This window comes from Rhodococcus sp. 1168 (assembly GCF_002091955.1).
GTDB lineage: Bacteria > Actinomycetota > Actinomycetes > Mycobacteriales > Mycobacteriaceae > Rhodococcoides.
The window spans coordinates 50,276-71,625 of sequence record NZ_MKKY01000090.1 but is presented as its reverse complement, the minus strand read 5'-3'; the positions used below and the strand labels follow the sequence as shown (position 1 = coordinate 71,625).

The 21,350-nt window shown below is 61.9% G+C and carries 20 protein-coding genes and 2 pseudogenes; 9 read left to right on the top strand and 13 right to left on the bottom strand.

What is annotated here, in order from left to right:
* Nucleotide 1: 1 nt before the first annotated feature.
* The 3 genes from BJI47_RS20700 to BJI47_RS20690 form a co-directional block, all read right to left on the bottom strand.
* Nucleotides 2-1,384 (bottom strand): FAD-binding oxidoreductase, encoded by a 1,383-nt coding sequence (locus BJI47_RS20700; RefSeq protein ID WP_088945503.1) that lies wholly within the window; start codon nucleotides 1,382-1,384, stop codon nucleotides 2-4.
* A gap of 67 nt (nucleotides 1,385-1,451) precedes the next feature.
* Nucleotides 1,452-1,964 (bottom strand): DUF3558 domain-containing protein, encoded by a 513-nt coding sequence (locus BJI47_RS20695; RefSeq protein ID WP_088945502.1) that lies wholly within the window; start codon nucleotides 1,962-1,964, stop codon nucleotides 1,452-1,454.
* 9 nt (nucleotides 1,965-1,973) lie between these two features.
* Complete coding sequence (locus tag BJI47_RS20690; protein ID WP_254900717.1) at nucleotides 1,974-2,498, bottom strand: DUF3558 domain-containing protein; 525 nt, start codon at nucleotides 2,496-2,498, stop codon at nucleotides 1,974-1,976.
* A 193-nt stretch (nucleotides 2,499-2,691) separates the two neighbouring features.
* Between BJI47_RS20690 and BJI47_RS20685 the strand changes: the two genes are divergently transcribed.
* Nucleotides 2,692-3,003 carry a hypothetical protein gene (locus tag BJI47_RS20685; RefSeq protein ID WP_088945501.1) on the top strand — a complete coding sequence of 104 codons (312 nt, stop codon included), beginning with the start codon at nucleotides 2,692-2,694 and terminating at the stop codon, nucleotides 3,001-3,003.
* On the opposite strand, the gene BJI47_RS20680 is transcribed toward BJI47_RS20685, so the two are convergent.
* Complete coding sequence (locus BJI47_RS20680) at nucleotides 3,000-3,638, bottom strand: Type 1 glutamine amidotransferase-like domain-containing protein (RefSeq protein ID WP_088945500.1); 639 nt, start codon at nucleotides 3,636-3,638, stop codon at nucleotides 3,000-3,002. The genes BJI47_RS20685 and BJI47_RS20680 overlap by 4 nt on opposite strands.
* Nucleotides 3,635-4,075, bottom strand: coding sequence for an HIT family protein (locus BJI47_RS20675; RefSeq protein ID WP_088945499.1), 441 nt, complete (start codon nucleotides 4,073-4,075; stop codon nucleotides 3,635-3,637). The genes BJI47_RS20680 and BJI47_RS20675 overlap by 4 nt, the downstream gene beginning before the upstream one ends.
* A 335-nt stretch (nucleotides 4,076-4,410) precedes the next feature.
* Between BJI47_RS20675 and BJI47_RS20670 the strand changes: the two genes are divergently transcribed.
* Genes BJI47_RS20670 through BJI47_RS20660 form a run of 3 tightly spaced genes read left to right on the top strand, consistent with a single transcriptional unit; the run spans nucleotide 4,411 to nucleotide 7,246 of the window.
* The gene (locus BJI47_RS20670; protein WP_088945498.1) at nucleotides 4,411-5,487 is read left to right on the top strand and encodes a Re/Si-specific NAD(P)(+) transhydrogenase subunit alpha; all 1,077 of its coding nucleotides are present in this window, start codon (nucleotides 4,411-4,413) and stop codon (nucleotides 5,485-5,487) included.
* The gene (locus BJI47_RS20665) at nucleotides 5,487-5,825 is read left to right on the top strand and encodes an NAD(P) transhydrogenase subunit alpha (protein ID WP_088945497.1); all 339 of its coding nucleotides are present in this window, start codon (nucleotides 5,487-5,489) and stop codon (nucleotides 5,823-5,825) included. The genes BJI47_RS20670 and BJI47_RS20665 overlap by 1 nt, the downstream gene beginning before the upstream one ends.
* A complete protein-coding gene (locus BJI47_RS20660; protein ID WP_088945496.1) occupies nucleotides 5,825-7,246 on the top strand; it encodes an NAD(P)(+) transhydrogenase (Re/Si-specific) subunit beta in 1,422 nt (473 codons plus the stop codon). Before BJI47_RS20665 ends, BJI47_RS20660 begins: the two co-directional genes overlap by 1 nt.
* A 66-nt stretch (nucleotides 7,247-7,312) precedes the next feature.
* Here BJI47_RS20660 and BJI47_RS20655 read toward each other — a convergent pair whose 3' ends face one another.
* A complete protein-coding gene (locus BJI47_RS20655; protein WP_088945495.1) occupies nucleotides 7,313-8,017 on the bottom strand; it encodes a hypothetical protein in 705 nt (234 codons plus the stop codon).
* 90 nt (nucleotides 8,018-8,107) lie between these two features.
* The gene (locus BJI47_RS20650; protein ID WP_254900716.1) at nucleotides 8,108-9,298 is read right to left on the bottom strand and encodes an MFS transporter; all 1,191 of its coding nucleotides are present in this window, start codon (nucleotides 9,296-9,298) and stop codon (nucleotides 8,108-8,110) included.
* Between the two features lie 297 nt (nucleotides 9,299-9,595).
* On the opposite strand from BJI47_RS20650, the gene BJI47_RS20645 reads away from it, so the two are divergent.
* Together BJI47_RS20645 and BJI47_RS20640 are read left to right on the top strand one after the other, a co-directional pair.
* Nucleotides 9,596-9,973 carry a hypothetical protein gene (locus tag BJI47_RS20645; RefSeq protein ID WP_088945517.1) on the top strand — a complete coding sequence of 126 codons (378 nt, stop codon included), beginning with the start codon at nucleotides 9,596-9,598 and terminating at the stop codon, nucleotides 9,971-9,973.
* Between the two features lie 70 nt (nucleotides 9,974-10,043).
* Nucleotides 10,044-11,069, top strand: a complete 1,026-nt coding sequence (locus BJI47_RS20640) for a phosphotransferase family protein (protein ID WP_088945493.1) — start codon at nucleotides 10,044-10,046, stop codon at nucleotides 11,067-11,069.
* Here the strand turns inward: BJI47_RS20640 and BJI47_RS20635 are convergent.
* The 6 genes and pseudogenes from BJI47_RS20635 to BJI47_RS20610 form a co-directional block, all read right to left on the bottom strand.
* A complete protein-coding gene (locus BJI47_RS20635) occupies nucleotides 11,066-11,530 on the bottom strand; it encodes a thioesterase family protein (RefSeq protein ID WP_088945492.1) in 465 nt (154 codons plus the stop codon). The two genes, BJI47_RS20640 and BJI47_RS20635, sit on opposite strands and share 4 nt — an antisense overlap.
* Before the next feature lie 6 nt (nucleotides 11,531-11,536).
* Nucleotides 11,537-12,320, bottom strand: a pseudogene (locus tag BJI47_RS20630) (benzoate/H(+) symporter BenE family transporter); the annotation flags it as partial.
* 855 nt (nucleotides 12,321-13,175) lie between these two features.
* Nucleotides 13,176-13,340 (bottom strand): annotated as a pseudogene (locus tag BJI47_RS20625) (benzoate transporter); the annotation flags it as partial.
* Between the two features lie 125 nt (nucleotides 13,341-13,465).
* A complete protein-coding gene (locus BJI47_RS20620) occupies nucleotides 13,466-14,278 on the bottom strand; it encodes a shikimate 5-dehydrogenase (RefSeq protein WP_088945491.1) in 813 nt (270 codons plus the stop codon).
* 34 nt (nucleotides 14,279-14,312) lie between these two features.
* Nucleotides 14,313-14,978 carry an HNH endonuclease family protein gene (locus tag BJI47_RS20615; RefSeq protein WP_088945516.1) on the bottom strand — a complete coding sequence of 222 codons (666 nt, stop codon included), beginning with the start codon at nucleotides 14,976-14,978 and terminating at the stop codon, nucleotides 14,313-14,315.
* Between the two features lie 115 nt (nucleotides 14,979-15,093).
* Complete coding sequence (locus BJI47_RS20610) at nucleotides 15,094-16,011, bottom strand: NADP-dependent oxidoreductase (RefSeq protein WP_088945490.1); 918 nt, start codon at nucleotides 16,009-16,011, stop codon at nucleotides 15,094-15,096.
* A gap of 184 nt (nucleotides 16,012-16,195) precedes the next feature.
* On the opposite strand from BJI47_RS20610, the gene BJI47_RS20605 reads away from it, so the two are divergent.
* From BJI47_RS20605 to BJI47_RS20595, 3 genes are all read left to right on the top strand, one after another.
* A complete protein-coding gene (locus tag BJI47_RS20605) occupies nucleotides 16,196-19,009 on the top strand; it encodes a DEAD/DEAH box helicase (protein ID WP_088945489.1) in 2,814 nt (937 codons plus the stop codon).
* On the top strand, nucleotides 19,009-19,767 hold the full coding sequence (locus tag BJI47_RS20600; protein ID WP_088945488.1) for an SWIM zinc finger family protein: 759 nt from the start codon (nucleotides 19,009-19,011) through the stop codon (nucleotides 19,765-19,767). The genes BJI47_RS20605 and BJI47_RS20600 overlap by 1 nt, the downstream gene beginning before the upstream one ends.
* 75 nt (nucleotides 19,768-19,842) lie before the next feature.
* Nucleotides 19,843-21,348, top strand: a complete 1,506-nt coding sequence (locus BJI47_RS20595) for a CoA-acylating methylmalonate-semialdehyde dehydrogenase (protein ID WP_088945487.1) — start codon at nucleotides 19,843-19,845, stop codon at nucleotides 21,346-21,348.
* Nucleotides 21,349-21,350: the final 2 nt, after the last annotated feature.

Genomic DNA, 21,350 nt, shown 5'->3' with positions numbered 1-21,350 from the left:
GTCAGAGGATCGCGCCGGGATTGAGGATGCCGCTGGGATCGAGGGCGGTCTTGATTCGCTGAGTGAGCTCCATGACGTCCTCTCCTATCTGGTCGGGTAGCCACGCTTTCTTCAGCCTGCCCACGCCGTGCTCGCCTGTGATGGTGCCGCCCAGGGTCAGTGCCAGGTCCATGATCGCCCCGAAAGCGATATTGGCCCGTCGCGTCATATCGACATCGGCAGGATCGAACACGATGAGCGGGTGAGTGTTTCCGTCCCCGGCGTGGGCAATGACGGCGACGAGAACGGCGTACTTTTCGGAGATTCGTTCGATACCTTCGACCAGATCGGGTAGCGCCGGGAGCGGCACACCGACGTCCTCGAGGAGCAGGCTACCGAGACGTTCGACAGCGGGAATCGCGAATCGCCGTGCAGCAGCGAAGGCCTCGCCCTCGTCCGGATCGTCGGTTGTGAAGACTTCGGATGCACCAGCCTTGGTGCACGCGGCCGCCATGATCTCGATTTCATGCGCGCGGTCGTCACCGGGGGAGTCCGAACGGGCAATCAGCATCGCAGCGGCTCCGCGGTCCAGGCCCATGTTCATCGCGTCCTCGACCGCGCCGATCGAAGCTCGATCCATGAACTCGAGCATCGACGGCCGGAGCGTGCGGGTGATCGCGAGGATAGCGGTGGTCGCGTCGCGAACCGAGGAGAACGACGCAACGACGGTGCTGGCCGGCGGTTGGGCCGGAATGAGACGCACGGTGATTTCGGTGATGATGCCGAGCGTTCCCTCGCTGCCGATGAATAGTTTGGTCAGTGACAGGCCTGCAACATCTTTCAGGCGCGGTCCACCGAGTCGTACCGCGGTGCCATCGGCGAGAACGACCTCGAGACCGAGCACATAATCGGCGGTAACTCCGTATTTGACGCAGCACAGACCGCCCGCGTTGGTGGCCGCATTCCCGCCGATCGAACACATCTCGAAGGACGATGGATCCGGCGGGTACCAGAGCCCGTGTTCGGCAGCAGCTTTCTTGACTTCGACGTTGAGTAGTCCGGGTTGGGTGACCGCGATGCGGGTGACCGGATCTATCGTGATGTCACGCATCAGTTCGGTGCTGAGCACGATCCCGCCGTCGACAGCCGTCGCTCCGCCGGACAGTCCGGATCCGGCTCCACGAGGGACTACCGAAATGCTGTGTGTGCAGGCCCATTTCATGACGTTCTGAACATCGACGGTGCAGGTGGCACGAACTACCGCCAGCGGAGTTCCTGCATCCGGATCCTTGGCCCAATCGTGGCGGTAGCCCTCCGTCAGATCAGGATCGGTGAGCACCGCGCCGTCGGGTAACGAGCGCTTCAATTCCAGTAGCCGCGGATCCAGGTCGATCGGTGCATTCATCGCTCATCCTCGTCTCGATCTCGGCGCTCGCTGTCGAGGGTAGGGGTCGGACGGGGATCGCGAGTCGTTATTGATTGCGTTGCAGCGTCAGTTCGGCGAGTCTCGTCGTACCTACGCAGGGGTCGACTGCTCCACCGCGATACTGCACCCACCAGGTGATGGTGCCGGTGTACGCGGCGGTGATCCCACACGATGCGGGATCACCCGGTCGGCGTGAGAGAAAAGCGTTCGTACCGGCCACCGTGACGGGTTCGATTGCGTAGTTCAGTTGTTCGGCCAGTGCCCGCTCGCGACCGAGAGAATTGTTCTCGAACCAGGCGAACGTGACGTCGACCAAGCCTGCGGGCCCGGTGCCCGTCCACATGCAGACTGCGCCGTAGAAGTACTGGTCCACGACATCCGCCTGGACGGATTCGGCGATCTTGTGGTTCGGGACGGCCGTGCATTCCTGCAGCAGCTTGTCGAACTGTGAATCGCCGCCCGATCCGGCAGGAGTGGGGGTTCCTTCGATGGTGGTACTGCAGCCGGCAAGTAACAATGTTGCTGTCAACACGGCAACTCGCGTGTGAGTTCGGTTCATCGCTCTCACCTATTTCGCGTTCGCTACGGTTGCGCGGGCCAGGTCCTCGACAACCTCGCAGCTGTTCCGAGGAGGTACTGCAAAGGCATAGTTCAGCGACCAATGCAGAAATCCGTCACCGGATTCAACTCCAGCTTCACATGAAGTGTCGGCACCCTTTGCGGTGAAACCGGGATGTCCGTCTACGTCGATGTACGCGATCTCGCGACCGATCTGTGCGGCGACGGATCGTTCGCGGTCGATCGGACTACCGCGATACCACGTGAACATGGTGTACGCGCCGGAATCGGACGCCTCCCACCTGCATCGGACACCATTCTTGGAGGAGGAGGCAATGCCGGGGACTCCGGTGATCGAACCCAACTGCTCGTCTGTCATCGAACCGCACTCTCCGACGAAGAGTTCCTCGGTGGCCGGTGTCGGGGCTGTCGTAGAACCGGGCGAATCGAGGGTGGACGTCGAGTTCTCCGCGGAACAGCCGGTGGCAGCAAGGACCAGTGCTACGACACCCAACGGAATTCCGCGCTTCCACACGCTCCGAACCATACCGATCCGGCAGATTCGTCGCGGAGAGGACCTGAACATCGGAGTCACATCTGCCACACCAACCACTCTGTTACCTGATTGATGCAGCGACGACCTGAAAACGGATGGCTGTCGAGGCTAGCGTCCACCACTAGTGGTAGCTGCTCGGCGACTCGGCCGGGTACCAAGGAGGGTGAGAAACATGATGGATTCCACCAGCAAGTCCTGGACATTCATCGCCGCAATGTTCTCGTACGAATTGCAAGGCGGCGGAGTCGATTACGACACCATCGAGATGATTCATCGTGGCGACGTGCACGAGTGGATCGATGCGCTCGAACTATCCGGGCTCTTCGATCGAGCGGTCGTCGAGCACGTGGAGAGCACGTGGAAGCGACAACCTCGGTTACTCCTGGACACCCTTCTCGTCGACGCGGACGAGATGACCCGCAAAAGATGCGATATGGCATGGGCGTCGCTCGACCGTCTAGCACCCATCGCCCAGTCCGGTTAAAGAAGAATAGGTAGTTCGCCGTCGATCACGACGACCTGCTCGTCGGTCAGAGTCCGGTACGGGACGTTCTCTCGCTGGTACTGCGAGACCATCTTCGGTCCGGAACCGTTGTCGTCGAGGATCGATCCGAAATGTGGAACTATCGCGAAATCGATCAGGCCCAGCCCGTTCCACGCAACCTCGGTACCGGTGGCCGGTAACACCTCCTCAGGATCGTCGGCCGCCTCGATTCCGCGCAAGGTGGTCGACACGACACACGCGCCCGCGCTGTAACCGCCGTATATGAGGGTCCCCTCGCGCACTCGACGTGCGATCGCTCCGTCCGCGCCGCTGCGGCTCAATTGCGCACGTAGAACAAAGGTGTTGCCACCGCGAACCCAGACTGTGCCGTAACGATCGAGCTCTTTCGCCAGTTGCTCAGGACGGTCGATGAACGAACGGAGGTCGAGTTCGTATGGATCGAATCCGATCGCCCGCAGATCTCGTAGTTCGGTGGTGACTGCCGACTGGCGGGCGGCGCTCGGCCATCCGTCGGCAGCTGAGGCGATGACAGCAACGCGTCCCGGCGTTCCCGTCAACGCGAGGAACTTCTCGACGTGATCACCGAATCGATACGACGCCAAAAACATTTTCATGGTCGACCCTCTCGGGACAAGCGAACGATGCCCTCCCTGATCGCGTCCGCGGTCTCCTCCGGTTTGCGCAACCGTCGAAAGACGAACCCTCCCGCGAAGCGCAACTTGTCACCCGTCCACCTGGGAACGACATGAAGATGGGTGTGGAAGACGGTCTGGAAAGCGGCCCGCCCATCGTTGACGACGAGATTGGCACCGTCGGTATTCAGATCCGAACGTCGAAGTGCGCGTGAAAGTCGATGACCGGCCGCGAATACTGCCGCACCGAGTGTTGGATCCAACGAGTCGAGATCAGCTGCGTGTACTTTCGGGACAACCACGATGTGGCCCCTGGCGACAGGGCGAGTATCCAGAAACGCCAATACGTCGTCTGTTTCTAACACGATCGTCGCTGGTAAGTCGCCTTCGACGATGCCGCAAAAAACGCACTCGATCATTGGGTCTACAGTAGGCGAGCCTCTACCTGCCGGGCACCTATGACGTCGATCACGTTGGGTGGCATACCCGCACGTCGCGATACATCGCGGGCGCTTCTGGGCGAAACTTACTGTGGCGTGGGTTACCTGAGATCTATCGACTCTGGCTATCATCAGAAACCTTGTGCCGTGTCGCATGGATTCGCCTCCTCGTCGCGCGGATGCAGTAGCCATTCGACGAAACCGTAGGCGCCAATCAACTCACGAAAGTCGGAGATTTGGAAACATCGCAGAGCACTGAGAACAATCCGAGCACACCGGGGACCAGCGCTGAAGGAACGAGCACTGGTAAACCGGTGCGAGTGGGCGTAGTTCGCGAGTCCTTGGACGGCGAGCGTCGCGTCGCGTTGGTTCCGAAGATCGTGGCGTCGCTGATCGGCAAAGGCGTCGAGGTGATCGTCGAGTCCGGCGCAGGCTTGGGCGCACTGATTCCGGACGAGCTGTACCTCTCGGCCGGTGCCACGATCGGGGACCCTTGGGGTGCCGATGTCGTCGTCAAGGTCGCACCGCCCACCGACGCCGAGGTCGCGAAGCTGACTTCGGGCTCGACGTTGATCGGATTCCTGGCACCGCGTAATGCGGAGAACAGTATCGGCGCGCTGAAGGCAGCGGGCGTACAGGCGTTCGCCGTCGAGGCGATTCCCCGTATCTCTCGTGCGCAGGTCATGGACGCATTGTCTTCACAGGCGAATGTCGCGGGCTACAAGTCAGTGCTGCTCGCGGCGTCCGAGTCGACCCGATTCTTTCCGATGCTCACCACCGCTGCCGGCACGGTCAAGCCGGCAACGGTCTTGGTGCTCGGTGTCGGTGTCGCCGGCTTGCAGGCTTTGGCCACCGCCAAGCGTCTCGGCAGTCGCCCCACCGGGTACGACGTGCGTCCCGAGGTAGCCGATCAGGTTCGCTCGGTCGGTGCTCAGTGGCTCGACCTCGGGATCGACGCAGCAGGCGAAGGCGGTTACGCCCGCGAACTGACCGAGGGGGAGCGTACGCAGCAGCAAGATGCCCTCGAAGAAGCAATCAAGGGCTTCGATGTCGTCATCACCACCGCGTTGGTGCCCGGGCGACCGGCGCCTCGTCTGGTGACGGCCGCGGCCGTCGAGGGCATGAAGCCCGGAAGCGTCGTGGTCGACCTTGCCGGTGAGACCGGCGGAAACTGCGAGCTGACCGAGCCCGGTCAGACAGTCGTCAAGCACGCCGTCACCATCGCCTCGCCGTTGAACCTGCCTGCCACCATGCCCGAGCACGCAAGCGAGCTGTACTCGAAAAATATTTCGGCGTTGCTCGAACTCATGCTCGTCGACGGCAGCCTCGCTCCCGATTTTTCGGACGAGGTCCTCGCCGGTGCATGCGTGACACGTGAGAAGGAGAACTGATGTACACCCCGCTGTTGGCGAATATCGCGATCCTGGTGTTGTCCGGGTTCGTGGGCTTCGCGGTGATCTCCAAGGTGCCCAACACCTTGCACACCCCGCTCATGTCCGGCACCAACGCCATCCACGGCATCGTTGTGCTCGGCGCACTGGTCGTGCTGGGCAAGGTCGAGGATCCCTCGATCGGTCTGCAGATCATCCTGTTCGTCGCCCTGGTGTTCGGAACTATTAACGTGATCGGCGGATTCGTCGTCACCGATCGCATGCTCAGCATGTTCAAGTCCAAGCCTGTGCCCGCCGCAGTTGCCCCTGGATCCGTCGAGAAGGGTGCTGACTCCTGATGGACAATCTCGTCAACATTCTCTACATCGTTGCCTTCGGCATGTTCATCTACGGTCTGATGGGTCTGACCGGTCCGAAGACAGCTGTTCGCGGTAACCAGATCGCCGCGGTCGGCATGTTCATCGCAGTCGTCGCGACGCTGATCGCGATTCGGGATACCGAGAATTGGATCCTGATCATCGTCGGCCTCGTCGTCGGTGTCGCTCTGGGTATTCCGCCCGCACGCCGAGTGAAGATGACCGGCATGCCTCAGCTGGTGGCACTGTTCAACGGTGTCGGCGGCGGCACGGTCGCGTTGATCGCATGGGCAGAGTTCCTCGACACTTCCGGGTTCTCGGACTTCAACCACGGCGAGTCGCCGACGGTGCACATTGTCATCGGATCGCTTTTCGCGGCGATCATCGGTTCCATCTCGTTCTGGGGTTCGCTCATCGCGTTCCTCAAGCTCCAGGAAACGTTGCCGGGCTCCCCGATCACGATCGGAAAGCTGCAGCAGCCGATGAACGCGCTTCTGCTCATCGGCGCCGTTGCCGCAGCGGTTGTCATCGGAATCAATGCCACGCCTGGTGAAGGTGTCTCGCAGTGGTGGATTGTCGCAGTCTTGGTGCTGGCAGGCATTCTCGGTCTGACGGTGGTGCTGCCGATCGGCGGCGCGGACATGCCGGTGGTCATCTCGCTGCTCAATGCACTGACCGGGTTGTCGGCCGCGGCAGCAGGTCTGGCTCTGAACAACACGGCAATGATCGTCGCGGGCATGATCGTCGGCGCGTCGGGCACGATCCTGACGAACTTGATGGCCAAGGCTATGAACCGGTCCATTCCGGCGATCGTTGCCGGCGGGTTCGGCGGCGGTGACGCTGCGGCCGGACCGGCTGGGGCCGCTGGTGGCACCGCGAAGGCGACGTCGGCTGCCGATGCTGCTATTCAGATGGCATACGCAAACCAGGTCATCGTCGTTCCCGGTTACGGACTCGCAGTGGCACAGGCGCAACATGCCGTCAAGGACATGGCCAAGTTGCTCGAAGCGAAGGGTGTCGAGGTCAAGTACGCGATTCATCCTGTTGCCGGCCGTATGCCGGGACACATGAACGTGCTGCTCGCCGAGGCCGACGTCGAGTACGACGCGATGAAGGAAATGGACGACATCAACGACGAGTTCTCTCGCACCGACGTCACCTTGGTGATCGGCGCGAACGATGTCACCAACCCAGCTGCTCGCAACGACCCGTCGTCTCCGATCTACGGGATGCCGATTCTGAACGTCGATCAGTCCAAGTCGGTTATCGTGCTCAAGCGTTCGATGTCCTCCGGATTCGCGGGCATCGAGAATCCGCTCTTCTTCGCCGAGGGCACCTCGATGCTCTTCGGCGATGCCAAGAAGTCGGTGTCCGACGTGACCGAGGAACTCAAGGCGCTGTAGCAGTCATGTAGCTGGAGCCCGAAAAACGACCGAGCCTCGAAGTGAGGCTCGGTCGTTTTTTTCGGTTCAGCGCAGCCGCCGCTGTACTGCCATGGCTGCGGTGTCGAGCGGGTTGCGCGCTTCCCTCTGGGCGGCCACGGGTGAGTACAGCATCACTGCGGACGCCGCAGCCCACCATCCGGCGACTATCAGCAGGGTTGTGGTGACGCCGATGATCGTCGCCGCTCCGCTGATGATTGCAGCGCTGCCGACAGCTAACACTGCGACAGTTCCGAGGCCCCACACGATCGGTAGATGCCGGGTGGCGGCAACGAGGGTTGCAGCGCACATCAGTGCTGCGCACGCTGTCACGTAGCCGTTGGGGAGCGCGGAGGCAGGAACCCAGCCTGCCGCCCATGTCCGAACGGCAGCAGTGGTCAGCGAAGCACCGATCGTCAGTGTGATCACTGCGCCGATTCCGTAGTGGAGTTTGCGAATCAGTGCGACGACCGTCAGCGCAGCGACGGCAATCAGCACGGGTGTGATGCCGAAGGACTGGAGCACTTTCTCCGACGGGCCGACAAGTTCGGTCACGACTACGCGTGAGTGCGGGTAGGTGAATCCGAGTGTCGGCAATACGACCAGGGTGGTCAGCAGCATCAGAGCTGCTGCTCCCGCCGCGATTGCTCGCGCAGTCGTGCCACGTCGGCGGAAGACTGCGTCCAGTTCCTCTTCGTTCGATTCCTCGTCGTTCAGTTCGACAAATTCCATGCTGTCGGTGTTCGTGGTCATAGGCCCAGAGCCGCTTGGTCTGCACGATTCATGGCCACGACAATGCATCATGACCCTGAGCGCTCGATGTGAATTGGCCGTGAACGCCGTTCAGGTGCTCTTTATCCCGACGTCAGGCGAACGAACGGTTCCGGCGGTTGCGGCCGCCAGCAAGGTAAGAGTCAAGGGAACTGCCATCGCGGCCGTGAGCGGAACGACGTGCGACAACCAGCCGATGACGGCAGGACCGGCGAGGAACCCCACATAACCCATGCCGACGACGCGCGACATATTCGTCGCCGGCGCGCCTGATCCGAGGTTGCTTGCGCTGGTGAATATCTGAGGGATGCTCCCTGACAATCCGAGGCCGAAGGCCGCCCAGCCTGCCAACGTGAGCGGTAGCGACTCGGACACGAGCACAAGGAGCATCCCCGCCGCGGCGACGAGGCTGCCGTAGCGAACTACGGCGACCGGGCCGAATCGCGCGCTGATGCGATCGGCGCAGAATCGGCCGACGGTCATCGCCGATGCGAAGAACCCGAACGCGAGCGCCGCGATCCCGTCCGAGGTGTCGAGATGTTCCTTCACCTGCAACGTGCTCCAGTCGTTGGCGACGCCCTCGGACAGAAACAGCGCGAACGCGAGTGCGCCCAGGCCGAGAACTCGAGGAGATAGCCGGCCGAGAGTGGGCCCGTCGGCGCGATTCGGTGATGTCGACGTGTGAGTCGTGCGCAGCAGAAAAGAGCTGCACGACGCGATGGCGATCAGCCCGAGTATCGCGGTGCCACCCGTCGACACCTCGATCGGAAGTTCTGCTTTCAGGGTCGTGGCACCTATCACTGATCCGAGTACACCGCCCAAAGAGAACATGGCGTGAAAGGCAGACATGATCGGTCTCGGATACATGCGCTCGACCTCGACTGCTTGAGCGTTCATTGCCACGTCGAGAGCGCCGTTGCACATTCCCAACACGAACAGTGACGCGCCGAGAGTGACGACGCCGGTCGACAGCGCCGGCCCCATCAATGCAACGGCCGACATCGAAGCCGAAAGCATAACGAGTCGGTTACTGCCGAAGCGGTCGGAGAGGCGTCCGGAAGCCTGCATTCCGAAGATCGCGCCGACCGCAAGAAGCAGCAGCAGCGATCCCAGCGTGGCGTGCGAGGTGCCGGTGCGGCGTTCGACCATCGGAATGTGCACGACCCAGACGGCGAAGAGAATGCCGTTGACGGCGAATATCGTGAAAGTTGCGCCCCGTGCCCGTTTAATGCGCGGAGATACGCGAACGGGGACATCGACCACGAAGCCCAATACTACCTGGCGATTGTCGGTCGAGTCGGGTCGTGGTGTACTGCAATCCGGGTTCGGAGCAAGCATTCGTTGCTGAGTCAGCGGCGGATTGGGCAGCGGCTGTGACGCTGATCACAACGCTCGATTTCGTCTGGCGGCATCGGTGGCCGAGAGCGTAGTTTCTTTCCATCGGCCGTGAGCGGTAATCGTTACAGATTCAAGCGTAACGATCCTGAAACGGTCTCGACCAGGTCAATGTCTCGTGGGTCTCACCGGCATCACGAGGCGGAGCCGCTCGAAGGAGAAATCATGACGCTCGCAGACGCTCGCTATTCGGATGCTGTTGCTACTGCCAGTGGCGAGGCGCGGACCCTCTCTCGAAGTCAGCTCGACATGATGCGTGCATTCTTTTGCTATGAATTCGAGGTTTCTCGACTCGAACGCACCTCTTTACCCGAGGCCACTCCCGAGGTTGTTGCCGAGTGGGTCGGTGCCCTCGGGATGAGTGGGTTGTTCGCTCCAGCAGAACTGCTGACAATGGCAGAAGCCTGGCTCCGTGAGCCCGAATCGCTTCTGGCTCTTCTGGTCGGCGATGTCGACGAGATCGCCGCCCGGCGCGAGGTGGGCGCGACGGTGGAAGGCGTGATCTCCAGTGGTGCCGATACAGGTTTGATGCGCGCCAGCTGATCCCACCCCCGCTGCCGGGGTCTTGGCTACCATCCTCCCAACCGAGTAAGTGCTGGAGGGAAGGAAGCCAATGACCACAGCAGGTGTGGACGAACCCGCAGTCGCCGAGTGGATCGGAAGTCTGGGAATCGGTGCGGTGTCGCCGTTGAATTTCGAGCGCGTCGGCAACGGGCAATCGAACTTGACCTACTCCGTCAGTGATGCGGGCGGAAGTCGATGGATCTTGCGTCGGCCACCGCTCGGTCACCTGCTGGCGTCGGCCCACGACGTCGTGCGTGAGCACCGAATAATGTCCGCGTTGCAGAACACACCTGTTCCGGTGCCCAAGATGCTGGCTGCGTCGGATGATCCTCGGATATCGGAAGTACCTCTCGTACTGATGAGCTTCGTGGACGGCGTGGTCCTCGACTCGGTGAACACCGCAGAACGGTTACCGGCGGAGGTCCGGAGAGCAGTCGGCCTCAACATGGTGGGGGCCCTGGGCACCATCCATCGCGTGGATCTCGAGAGCGTCGGCCTGCTCGACCTTGCAAGCCACGGCTCGTACGCGGCCCGTCAGCTCAAGCGCTGGACAAAGCAATGGGAGCAGTCCAAGTCTCGTGAGGTGCCCGCGATCGATTCTCTCGCCGAGCGATTGGCGGCAAACATTCCAGAGCAACACGAACTTTCGCTGGTACATGGCGATTTTCATCTCAACAACGTGATCGTGTCACCGACCAGGGGTTCGATCCTCGCCGTGGTCGACTGGGAGCTCAGTACGCTCGGTGATCCACTCGCAGACCTCGGCGGACTTTTGGCCTACTGGCCAGAAGCTGGAGATGCCGTGGCAGGCCCCTTCATGGCATCCACTGCGGCAGGATTCCCGACGCGCGATGAACTGACTGCCGAATATGCGGCCAAGACGGGCCGTGATGTCACGTCGGCAGGATTTTGGCAGGTGCTGGCGCTGTGGAAGCTTTCGATCATCGCCGAGGGTGTCATGCGTCGGGGCGAGGCCGATGTCCGTAACCGCGCCGACGCCGGATCGCCTACGACTTCGTTGATCGATGACATCGTGGGGCGGGCCGTGTCGACTGCGGACGCTATCGGTATCTAGCTCGGTATCACTAAAGTGCGTGCTGCTGCTTCGACTTCGGTGGGAATCGGTACAGGTCGACGGGTCTGGGCGTCGACGTAGACGTGTACGAAGCGGCTGGTTGCAGCAAGCTGCAACCCGTCGCCTACTGCGTCACGGAAGAGGGCGAGCTTGTAGACGATGCTGCGCGTTCCAAGTTTTTCGACCGACAGTCCGACCTGGAGTCGGTCGGGGAACGACAGTTCGCGGTGGTAATTGCACGACGTTTCTGCAACGACGCCGATCGCCGGCAGAAGCCGAATGTCGAGGCCGGTGGTGGCCATCAGCCAGCCGTTCACTGCAGTGTCGAAATACGAGTAGTACGTGACATTGTTGACGTGGCCATAGTGGTCGTTGTCGTCCCACCGCGTCCCTACGGGCCACAGCGCGGGGTATTCGGATGCCGGGTTGTGCGCGGCGCGCTGATCGGCAGAGGCAGTCATACATGCTTACTCTATCGGCTTCCGCGCTAGAGCACAGCGTAGGACCAGGCCGACGACCAGAGCCCAGAATGCCGATCCGATACCGAAGTTCACCACGCCCGAAGCGGCGATGAGGAAGGTGAGGATTGCAGCCTCACGGCCGGTCTCTGCTTCCAGTGCGCCGGCGAGCGATGCACCGAGCGTTCCGAAAGTGCAAGACCGGCAACCGTTTCGACGACGCCGGGTGGAGCAACCGCGACCAGGGTGGCCACGGCTGCCGAGCACAGTGCGAGGAAAAGGTAGAACCACCCTGCCGAAAAGGCTGCGATCCAGCGTCGTTTCGTGTCTGGATGAGCACTGGGTCCAGCTGCCAGCGCAGCGCTGATGGCACCCGAGTTGATTGCGTGACCGCCGAATGGGTCACCGAGGGCGGTGCCGATTCTGGTGATGCTCGAGACCGGTCGCCACGGGACGTCGTAACCGAACGAGTTCAGCACTGCCACTCCCGGGATGTTCTGCGACGCCATGGTCACGACGTACAACGGCAGCGCGCAGGAACCGCCCAGTGCTGGGAGAATCGTTGCAGGACAAGCCATACCAGAATTACTGGAGCGATCACCGCCGGGGAAGCATCAAATGCTGTGACCGGTTGCAGGCACAACGGCAGCAGTACCCCGGCGAGCATCGCCTGGGCGAGTGATGTCGGAATCGATTGGATCAACTTGCCCAATCGGGGCCACAGCCCCGTCGCGACGATCAGGACACCCACCACGACGAAGGCTCCGACGGCTGCGGGCCATCCGCCGACGACAGTCCGCGGCCCAGAAGATGCCGGTTGTCAGCATGAGTACGATTGCGGCGGCTGCGGTGAAATACCAATCTCCGCCGGACGGCCACCAGTGACCCCGGCTTGGCCCCTGACCGCAATCCTTTGGTTGGCGTTGGCGTTGCCGGTCGCCCATCCGGAGCCTGTGACGTTGGAGATTATCAAGATCGGGCGTCTAGAGGCGAGCCGTGTGTACAACACCCAACTGGGAAGGCTTAGTTCGTCGATGCGAGGGAGTCTCGATTCGGAAATGAATCCGGATGGGTTTTTTCACCTGATTACGCACCCGCTGAATGGCAGGGTGACCTTACGGCCAGGCCGATCGGCCACGGGTGGCACGAGTACCAGTTGCTTGCCGACTATTGAGCTGAGTTGCATTACGGGTCGTAGGCCGAAGGGCGGGGCTTTGTGAGGCGTCGGCAGGTCGAGATCGTGACCGCAGGTCTCTCCGGTTGAACTGAACACACCTCGCGCGCCGCCGGCACTCGACGGTGACCAACAAGGACATCGCCCGGTCGGGCAGCTGACAACAGGTAGCTGCGTCACCAGTATTCACCAGATGCGATGAGAAGAATCGCCAGCGTTTGCAACCGAAGCACGTAGCGAACCGCGGGTCAGTCAAGTGTGGCCTCGCCACATCAGTCGAGAACACACAGTTCCTGCCGGATGTGGCGAGTTCCCAATGAATGTGGCGGCATCCTGGCGGTGTCGCCTTAGTCGGCAAATCGGTCGGGCGAGAAATCCGTCAGATTCGATGACAAGGATCTATCATCGGGGCAACCGAAGGGTGTGGCGAACTGCAGGTCACCCGACGGGCCTCCGCCACATCGAATGAGAAGCCACATCTGAGGCCGCTTCGGTCGGCGTTGCCCCGACGGCACGAAGTCCGGTGAGGACGACGGCGAACGAACTGGTGAATCCTACGAGCGCAGCGACGATACCGGCGAGTATCGGCTGCAATCGACCCGCGTCGGCCGCAGTAGTGGTGTCTGGATGATCGGGCACGAATGTAGATGATGCCCTGTGAAATGCGATGGCGACCGACGTTCGTCGATATGTTCGACCAGCGTGTCCCGCTGCACCCGATCGCTGCTGGAGCGGCCGCAATGGCCGCGGAGGTGTAGAAAGCGTCAGCGTCGTGAGAACTCGGATGCACGGGCGATGAGATCGCTCGTAGGCCGAACACCGGTGTAGAGGAAGAATTGCTCTGCCGCCTGCAGTGCAATGACCTGTGCGCCCGTTACTACCGGCTTGCCTGCGGCACGCGCTGCGGCAATGAACGGCGTCTCCGACGGCATTGCCACGACATCGAATACTGCTTGCGCCGAATGGATTTGGGCGCCGGTGAACGGTGTAGCGTCGGCATCGGATCCGCCTTCCATGCCGATGGGAGTGACGTTCACCAGAAGTTCTGCAGCCACGGGCTCCGGCGCCCAGTCGTAACCGTAGGCCTCTGCGAGTGCATTTCCGGTCTTGGAGTTTCGCGCGACGACGGTTCCTTTGGTGAAACCGGAATCGCGAAGTGCCGCGACGACAGCTTTCGCCATCCCACCGCTGCCGGTGACTGCGACCGTGAACTCTGATGAAAAGCCCGAAGCGACAAGGAGATCCGCGACAGCCTGGTAGTCGGTGTTGTAAGCGTGCAGGACGCCGTCTTCGTTGACGATGGTGTTCACCGACTCGATGGCGCGCGCCGAATCGTGCACCACGTCGACCAGTTCTACGACAGCTTCCTTGAACGGCATGGAGACGGCGCAACCACGGATGCCGAGCGCACGGACCCCCCCGATGGCCGCGGGCAGGTCGGTGGTGGTGAAAGCCTTGTACAGGTAATCCAGATCCAACTCGTCGTAGAGGTAGTTGTGGAATCTGGTGCCGATGTTGCTGGGACGTCCGGACAGTGACATGCAGAGTGTGGTGTCTTTGGTCAACGAGCGAGTCATGACCCCAAGTCTATTCCAGCCGGCCGAAGCGGTATCAGCACTTCTCGGCGACCGCGGCCAGAGCGCGCTGGTCTGCCTGTGTGATGGGGAGCCCGTATTGCGCCGCCACGGAGAGATATTTCCCCGCGTAGAAGCAGTGATACGCCTTGTTCGGGGGCAGCCAGTGCGAGGGTGTGTCGTCGCTCTTCGATTGGTTGTCGCGGCCGTTGACAGCGAGCAGATTGAAATCGAGGTCGTTGGCGAATCGCACTCGCTTGTCCGGTAGCCACCCGTTGGCGCCCATGTCCCAGGCTGCGGACAACGCGTATACGTGGTCGATCTGAACCGCGCTGGCATCCGATTTGCTGAACTTCACGACCTCACCCGAGTACGGGTCGGCAAGAGAGCCTTCGAGGACTACACAGTCATGGGTGCCCTCCCGGAACACCAACGCGCTCATACTGCGAGCGAGAACGTTGTTGCGGGTGTCACAGCCGTCGTGACCGCCGGGGCCGTCGTAATCGTCGGTCCATGCTGGACCGAAGACGCAACCTTCACCCTTTTTGCACCCGCGCTCGTAACCGAGGGCGTCCGGCCTCGCGGCAACGACCGGCACCTGGGCGAGAAGTTCCTCGATCTGTACGCGGGTCGGGCTACCCGGAGCGGGAGGGGGAGGTGCAAAACCGGGTATCCCGCTATCGCAGGAACCGAACGCCGCCATCGCAAAAGTGGCCGCTACCAACAGCAGCGCGATACGCAGCTTCTTCACACACACCCAATCCTCGAACCACAGTTGACTCTCGAGAGTGTGCCGTATGGCACCGACAAAGGTGCAATCAGCCGACTTCCAGGACGACTTTGCCCGCAACGTGCCCATCTTCTACGAGCGCCAGTGCCGTGCCTGCTTGCTCCAGAGGAAAAACATGATCTATACGCGGACACAGAACTCCCGAGGCAACGAGTTCCGCCAGACGTGTGAAGGCGACCGCAGTGCGATCCCGGACCACCGAAGTGCCGCCCAACGAACCCGCGAGTGTCGGGTCGGCCACGCTGATGATCGGGGCGCCAGGTTTAGCCAGCTTTGCCGCGGCTCTCAACGTATCTCCCCCGACCAGGTCGAAAATGCCGTCCACTCCCTCCGGCACAACAACCAGAATCTCGTCGGAGAAACTGTCCCCGGACTCGACGAACTTCGCGCGCATGCTCTCCACCCACTCACGCTTCGTCGAGCTCGCTACTCCGATAGCAGCGATTCCGTCGGCATGAGCCAACTGCAGCGCCGAGGATCCGACGCCGCCGCCTGCGCCGAGCACCAGCAGAGTGTCCTTCTTGTGCAGCCCCAACTGATCGAGCGCGTCGTATGCCGTGCCGGCTGCGACTGCAAGTGTGGCGGCGGAGGTGAACGGAACGCTCTCCGGCTTGTGCGCTGCATTCGCTGCGTTCAACACGGTGTACTGCGCATAACCACCGTGGCCGGACGCCGTTGCACCGAAGACGTGATCGCCGACCGAGAATCCGTCGACGTGTGGGCCGATCTGAACGACGGTCCCCGCCACCTCTCGTCCTAGAACCGCAGGCAGAGGTGTCCGAACAGTGTCCTTGCGGTTGCCCGCCCTTACCTTCCAATCAGCCGGATTGACTCCAGCGGCATGTACAGCGACGAGTAGTTGTCCCGGCCCAGGATCGGCGATGGGAGTGTCGAGGAAGTACTCGGTTTCGGGGCCACCGTACTCACTGAATCCGTAAGCGATCATCTACATACTGTGCCTTAATGTCCGGTTCTTCCGTTACCGAAGTCGCCTCGATTCGCCGATTTATCGCTCGCCGCAAGGGCATGGCGTTCCGATTGAACACTGAGCGGACGGGATTCCGCCGGAAATGGCTGCAACTGGAACACCACACCCAACTGCGCCGATAGCTCCCTGCTTGGATGGACCAATGCTGCATGGTCTCTGGTCTCCAGGTTCGGGGCTGATGCTGTGGCAGGAAGAGGCGTCCGGCAGTGAGCCGGATCTTCCGGCCACGCACGCCCGGGCGGCGGCCCGGACCTTCCGTCACAAGGTCGAGGTCGCGTTCCCGCCTGCAGGTGCGGGCGACCCACGAGTGGTACGAGTGCCCGCCCTTGCTCTCGCGCCGGTCGATGCTGCCGAGCTTCTATTGCGCACCCCGGCCTCGCACGCCGCGATGTCCGGGGACCTTCGGTATCTCGGGCATGTTGCGCGGGGAGTCGAGCGATGGGTGCGGGCCGGACGCGTCGTGCCCGCGCTGATCCTCATCGAGGGGCATTGGTGGCCCAGATGGCGTCTCGTCGGTGGGGAACGTCAACGCGCGTGGCTCAGCGAACTGGCTGTGACGATGCCTTCGGTCCAGTGTCACGGCAACAGGCCTAAGAAGTTGCTGGAGGACTTCCTCGAAGAGATCACCGATCCGATCGTGAGATCGATACTGGGAAAGCCTGATTCGGATCATCCTTTGTTGGCTGCGCTTGTTCGCGACGATTCCGTCGAAGACGGTACGACGCAGACCGCGACGTTGTTGGACAAGTGGCGGGCAAGTCTCACCGTCGACGAACCCGCGCTCGTGTTGCGTTTGCTGGAGCCGGACGACGAGGCCGCGGAGGCGGACGAGAGCGAAGGGGCGCTGTGGAAGCTTCAGGTGTGCCTGCGGGCCGATGGGGAAGCTCCGATTCCGGTGCCCATGAGCCGAAAGGTCGACGCGAGCCTGTTGAGCACGGCGGTCCGCAAGCTCGGCGAGGCTGTCGCGGCGTACCCGCGGTTGCGTGACCTTCCGTCCCACCCTGGGACCCTCGATCTTCTGCTGCCCACCTCTGTGGTGATCGATCTCGTCGAACACGGCGCGAAAGCACTTTCGGAGTCGGGGACGACCGTTCTGCTGCCCAGGGCGTGGAGTCGACTGGACCCGTCGATGCGACTGCGGGTCGATTCGCCTGCCGTGACGAAGGCGGCCGAGAACCGCGCAGTCGGGATGGATGAGCTGGTTTCGTACGACTGGCAACTGCAACTCGGCGATATGGTGCTGACCGAGTCCGAGTTGAATCGGCTGGCTGTGTCCAAGGGCGATCTGGTCCGTCTTCGTGGGGTGTGGGTGCTGGCCGACGGAAGTCAGCTCGCCGCCGCCGCCAAATATGTTGCGCAGCATCATGGTGACGGAACCGCACTTGGCAAGTTGATGCGCGAAATGACGATCTCCTCGCCGCCGCCCGCACCCGTCGAGGAGATCACCGCCACCGGGTGGGCGAAGACGCTACTGCAGCCCGACGCCACTCCGGAGCGGATTCCGTTGCCCGCTGGGGTGAATGCTGTTCTGCGGCCCTACCAGGAACGCGGTTTGGACTGGTTGGCATTCATGTCTCGGCTTGGGTTGGGCGCAATCCTGGCCGACGACATGGGACTGGGGAAGACGCTGCAGGTGTTGGCGCTGCTTGCACACGAGAAGAGCCCGACGCCGACGCTGTTGGTTGCACCCATGTCGGTCGTCGGCAACTGGCAGCGAGAAGCCGCGAAGTTCACTCCTGACTTGCGGGTCCTGGTTCATCACGGTCCGGCGCGGTTGCGGGACGACGCCCTCGAGCAGGCGATCACCGAGCACGACCTCATTGTCACGACCTACGCACTGATGGCCAAGGACCGCGCACAGTTCGCGGCACGGACGTGGCGCCGAGTGGTTCTCGATGAGGCCCAGCACATCAAGAACGCCGGGACGGTTCAAGCCAAGGCCGCTCGCGCGATTCCCGCCGATCTGAAACTGGCGTTGACCGGCACGCCCGTCGAGAACAGGCTGGACGAGCTTCGATCGATTCTCGATTTCGCGAACCCTGGAATGCTCGGTGCGCCTGCCGATTTCCGTAAGCGGTTCTCGGTGCCGATCGAGCGAGAGCAGGACGAGAGTGCGGTCACACGCTTGCGTGCGATCACCTCGCCGTTCATTCTTCGTCGCGTCAAGACCGATCCGACGGTCATTGCCGACCTGCCGGACAAGGTCGAGATGACGGTTCGCGCGAATCTGACGGCCGAGCAGGCGGGGCTCTACAAGGCAGTCGTGGACGAGATGATGGCTCAGATCGCGGACGCGAAGGGCATGAAGCGTAAGGGGGCAGTGCTCTCTGCCCTCACTCGCTTGAAGCAGGTCTGCAATCATCCCGCGCATTTCCTGTCCGACGGTTCGCCGGTACTCAAGCGGGGTCAGCATCGGTCCGGCAAGGTCGGATTGGTGGACGACATTCTCGATTCGGTTCTCGGGGACAACGAAAAGGTGCTGCTGTTCACGCAGTTTCGCGAGTTCGGGGAACTCGTCGCACCGTATTTCGCCGAGCGGTTCGGTACCGAAGTGCCGTTCCTGCACGGTGGCGTCAGCAAGACCAACCGTGATGCGATGGTCGAGAAGTTTCAGGAGGACGGCGGGCCGCCGATCATGATGCTCTCTCTCAAGGCAGGCGGCACCGGTCTGAACTTGACTGCGGCCAATCATGTTGTGCATCTGGATCGGTGGTGGAACCCGGCGGTGGAGAATCAGGCTACCGATCGTGCGTTCCGAATCGGCCAACGCAAGAACGTTCACGTGCGAAAGTTGTTGTGCGTGGGCACCGTCGAAGAACGAATCGATGGGATGCTGGAGTCGAAACAGGATCTTGCGGACCTCGCCGTCGGGACGGGTGAGAACTGGGTGACCGAGATGAACACCGGCGAATTGCGTGAGTTGTTCCGCCTCAGCGAAGATGCGGTGGGGGAGTGATGGCGGACTTCGGTCAGTACGGTAGACGTCGTAAAGTCAAGGGCGGCATAGAATCACAGAACAAGCGTGGAGCTTTCGGGCAGACCTGGTGGGGCCGCCACTTCGTCACCGTCATGGAAGAGCTGGCAGATCCGGGTCGGATTGCGCGGGGGCGTACGTATGCCAGAGGTGGTCAGGTGCTGACGCTCGGGGTCGAACGCGGTCAGATCTACGGCGAGGTTCAGGGAAGTCAGCTCGAACCGTTCTCGGCATCGGTGACCGTGGATCCGCTGTCACAGGGCGAGGTTTCGGCTCTGGTGGGCAGGGTGCGCTCCAATCCGGGGATGCTCGCGGAACTTGCGTCCAATGCGATCCCACAGGAGCTTGCCTCGACGCTTCTGCCGCACGACAAGGGGCAGCTCGATTTCGATTGCACATGCCCGGACGACGGGTGGCCGTGCAAGCATGCGGCCGCGCTGATGTATATCGCGGCCGAGCACATCGACGCTTCGGCGGCGACGATTCTGACGTTGCGTGGCGTCGATCTGGAAATGTTGATCGAGGATGTCGGGGAATCCGAGGTCGAGTTCGATCGTGAGGACTGGTTCGGCAACGAGATGCCGTTTCCGTCCTTGCCGCGTGTCGAGTTTTCTCCGGCGATCGACGATCTCGACCCGTTGATCCTGCGTCGTGCCTTCCGCTCGGGTGGCTACGAGGAGTTCGAGGTCAGCTCCGCTGTCGCCGATCTCGTGGGCTTCTATCGGAGGTTGGGCGAGTAAGCCTCTAGACATACATGGATGTCCGACTATAGGATGACAACACATCATCTTCTCGTATCGGTTAGGACGGATCTCATGACACGCGAGCTCTCGCACTTCATCGGCGGCAAGCACGTCTCCGGCACCTCGGGCAACTTCGGTGACGTTTTCGATCCGAACACCGGCGAGGTGCAGGCACTCGTGCCGCTGGCCAGTGATGCCGAGGTCGAGGCTGTGATCGCGGACGCAGAGAAAGCCCAGGTCGAATGGGCCAAGTGGAATCCGCAGCGTCGCGCCCGCATCCTGATGAAGTTCGTCGAGCTCATCAACCGGGACATGGACGAGCTGGCCCGGTTGCTCTCGAGCGAGCACGGCAAAACTGTCGCAGACGCCAAGGGTGACGTCCAGCGTGGGCTCGAGGTGATCGAGTTCGCGATCGGTGTTCCGCACCTGCTCAAGGGCGAATACACCGAGGGTGCCGGTGGGGGCATCGACGTCTACTCCATGCGTCAGCCGCTCGGCGTTGTTGCAGGTATCACCCCGTTCAACTTCCCCGCCATGATCCCGCTGTGGAAGGCCGGCCCAGCCATCGCTACCGGCAACGCATTCATTCTCAAGCCTTCCGAGCGCGACCCCTCGGTGCCGCTCAAGCTGGCCGAACTGTTCCTCGAAGCAGGTCTGCCGCCGGGCGTCTTCAACGTCGTCAACGGTGGAAAGAACGCCGTCGACGTCCTACTGAACGACGATCGCGTCAAGGCCATCGGTTTCGTCGGCTCCACGCCGATCGCGCAGTACATCTACGAGACCGCCGCCAAGAACGGCAAGCGTGCGCAGTGCTTCGGCGGCGCCAAGAACCACGCCCTGATCATGCCCGACGCCGATCTCGACCAGGTCGCCGACGCACTTCTCGGTGCCGCGTACGGCTCGGCGGGTGAGCGCTGCATGGCGATATCGGTTGCTGTTCCGGTCGGTGAAGAGACGGCCGACGCACTGGTGGCCAAGCTGACCGAGCGGGTCAAGAACCTGAAGATCGGCCGCAGCGACGACGAGAACGCGGACTTCGGTCCACTCGTCGGTAGCGATGCACTGAAGCGAGTCAACGACTACACCCAAATCGGCGTCGACGAGGGTGCCGAACTCGTCGTCGACGGGCGCGGCTTCGAGCTCGCGGGTCACGAGAACGGATTCTTCGCCGGCGCAACACTGTTCGACAAGGTGACGACGGACATGCGCATCTACAAGGAAGAGATCTTCGGACCCGTCCTGATCGTCGTCCGCGCCAAGAATTACGAGGATGCACTGCGTCTGCCGTCCGAACACGAGTACGGCAACGGTGTCTCGATCTTCACTCGCGACGGCGACACCGCGCGTGATTTCTGCTCACGCGTTCAGGTCGGCATGGTCGGCGTAAACGTCCCGATTCCGGTGCCGATCGCGTACCACACCTTCGGTGGTTGGAAGCGTTCGGGATTCGGCGATCTGAACCAGCACGGACCCGATTCGATTCGCTTCTACACCAAGACCAAGACGGTCACGCAGCGTTGGCCTTCGGGCAAAAAAGAAGAGACTGCGAACCACTTCGTCATCCCGAACATGGACTGACC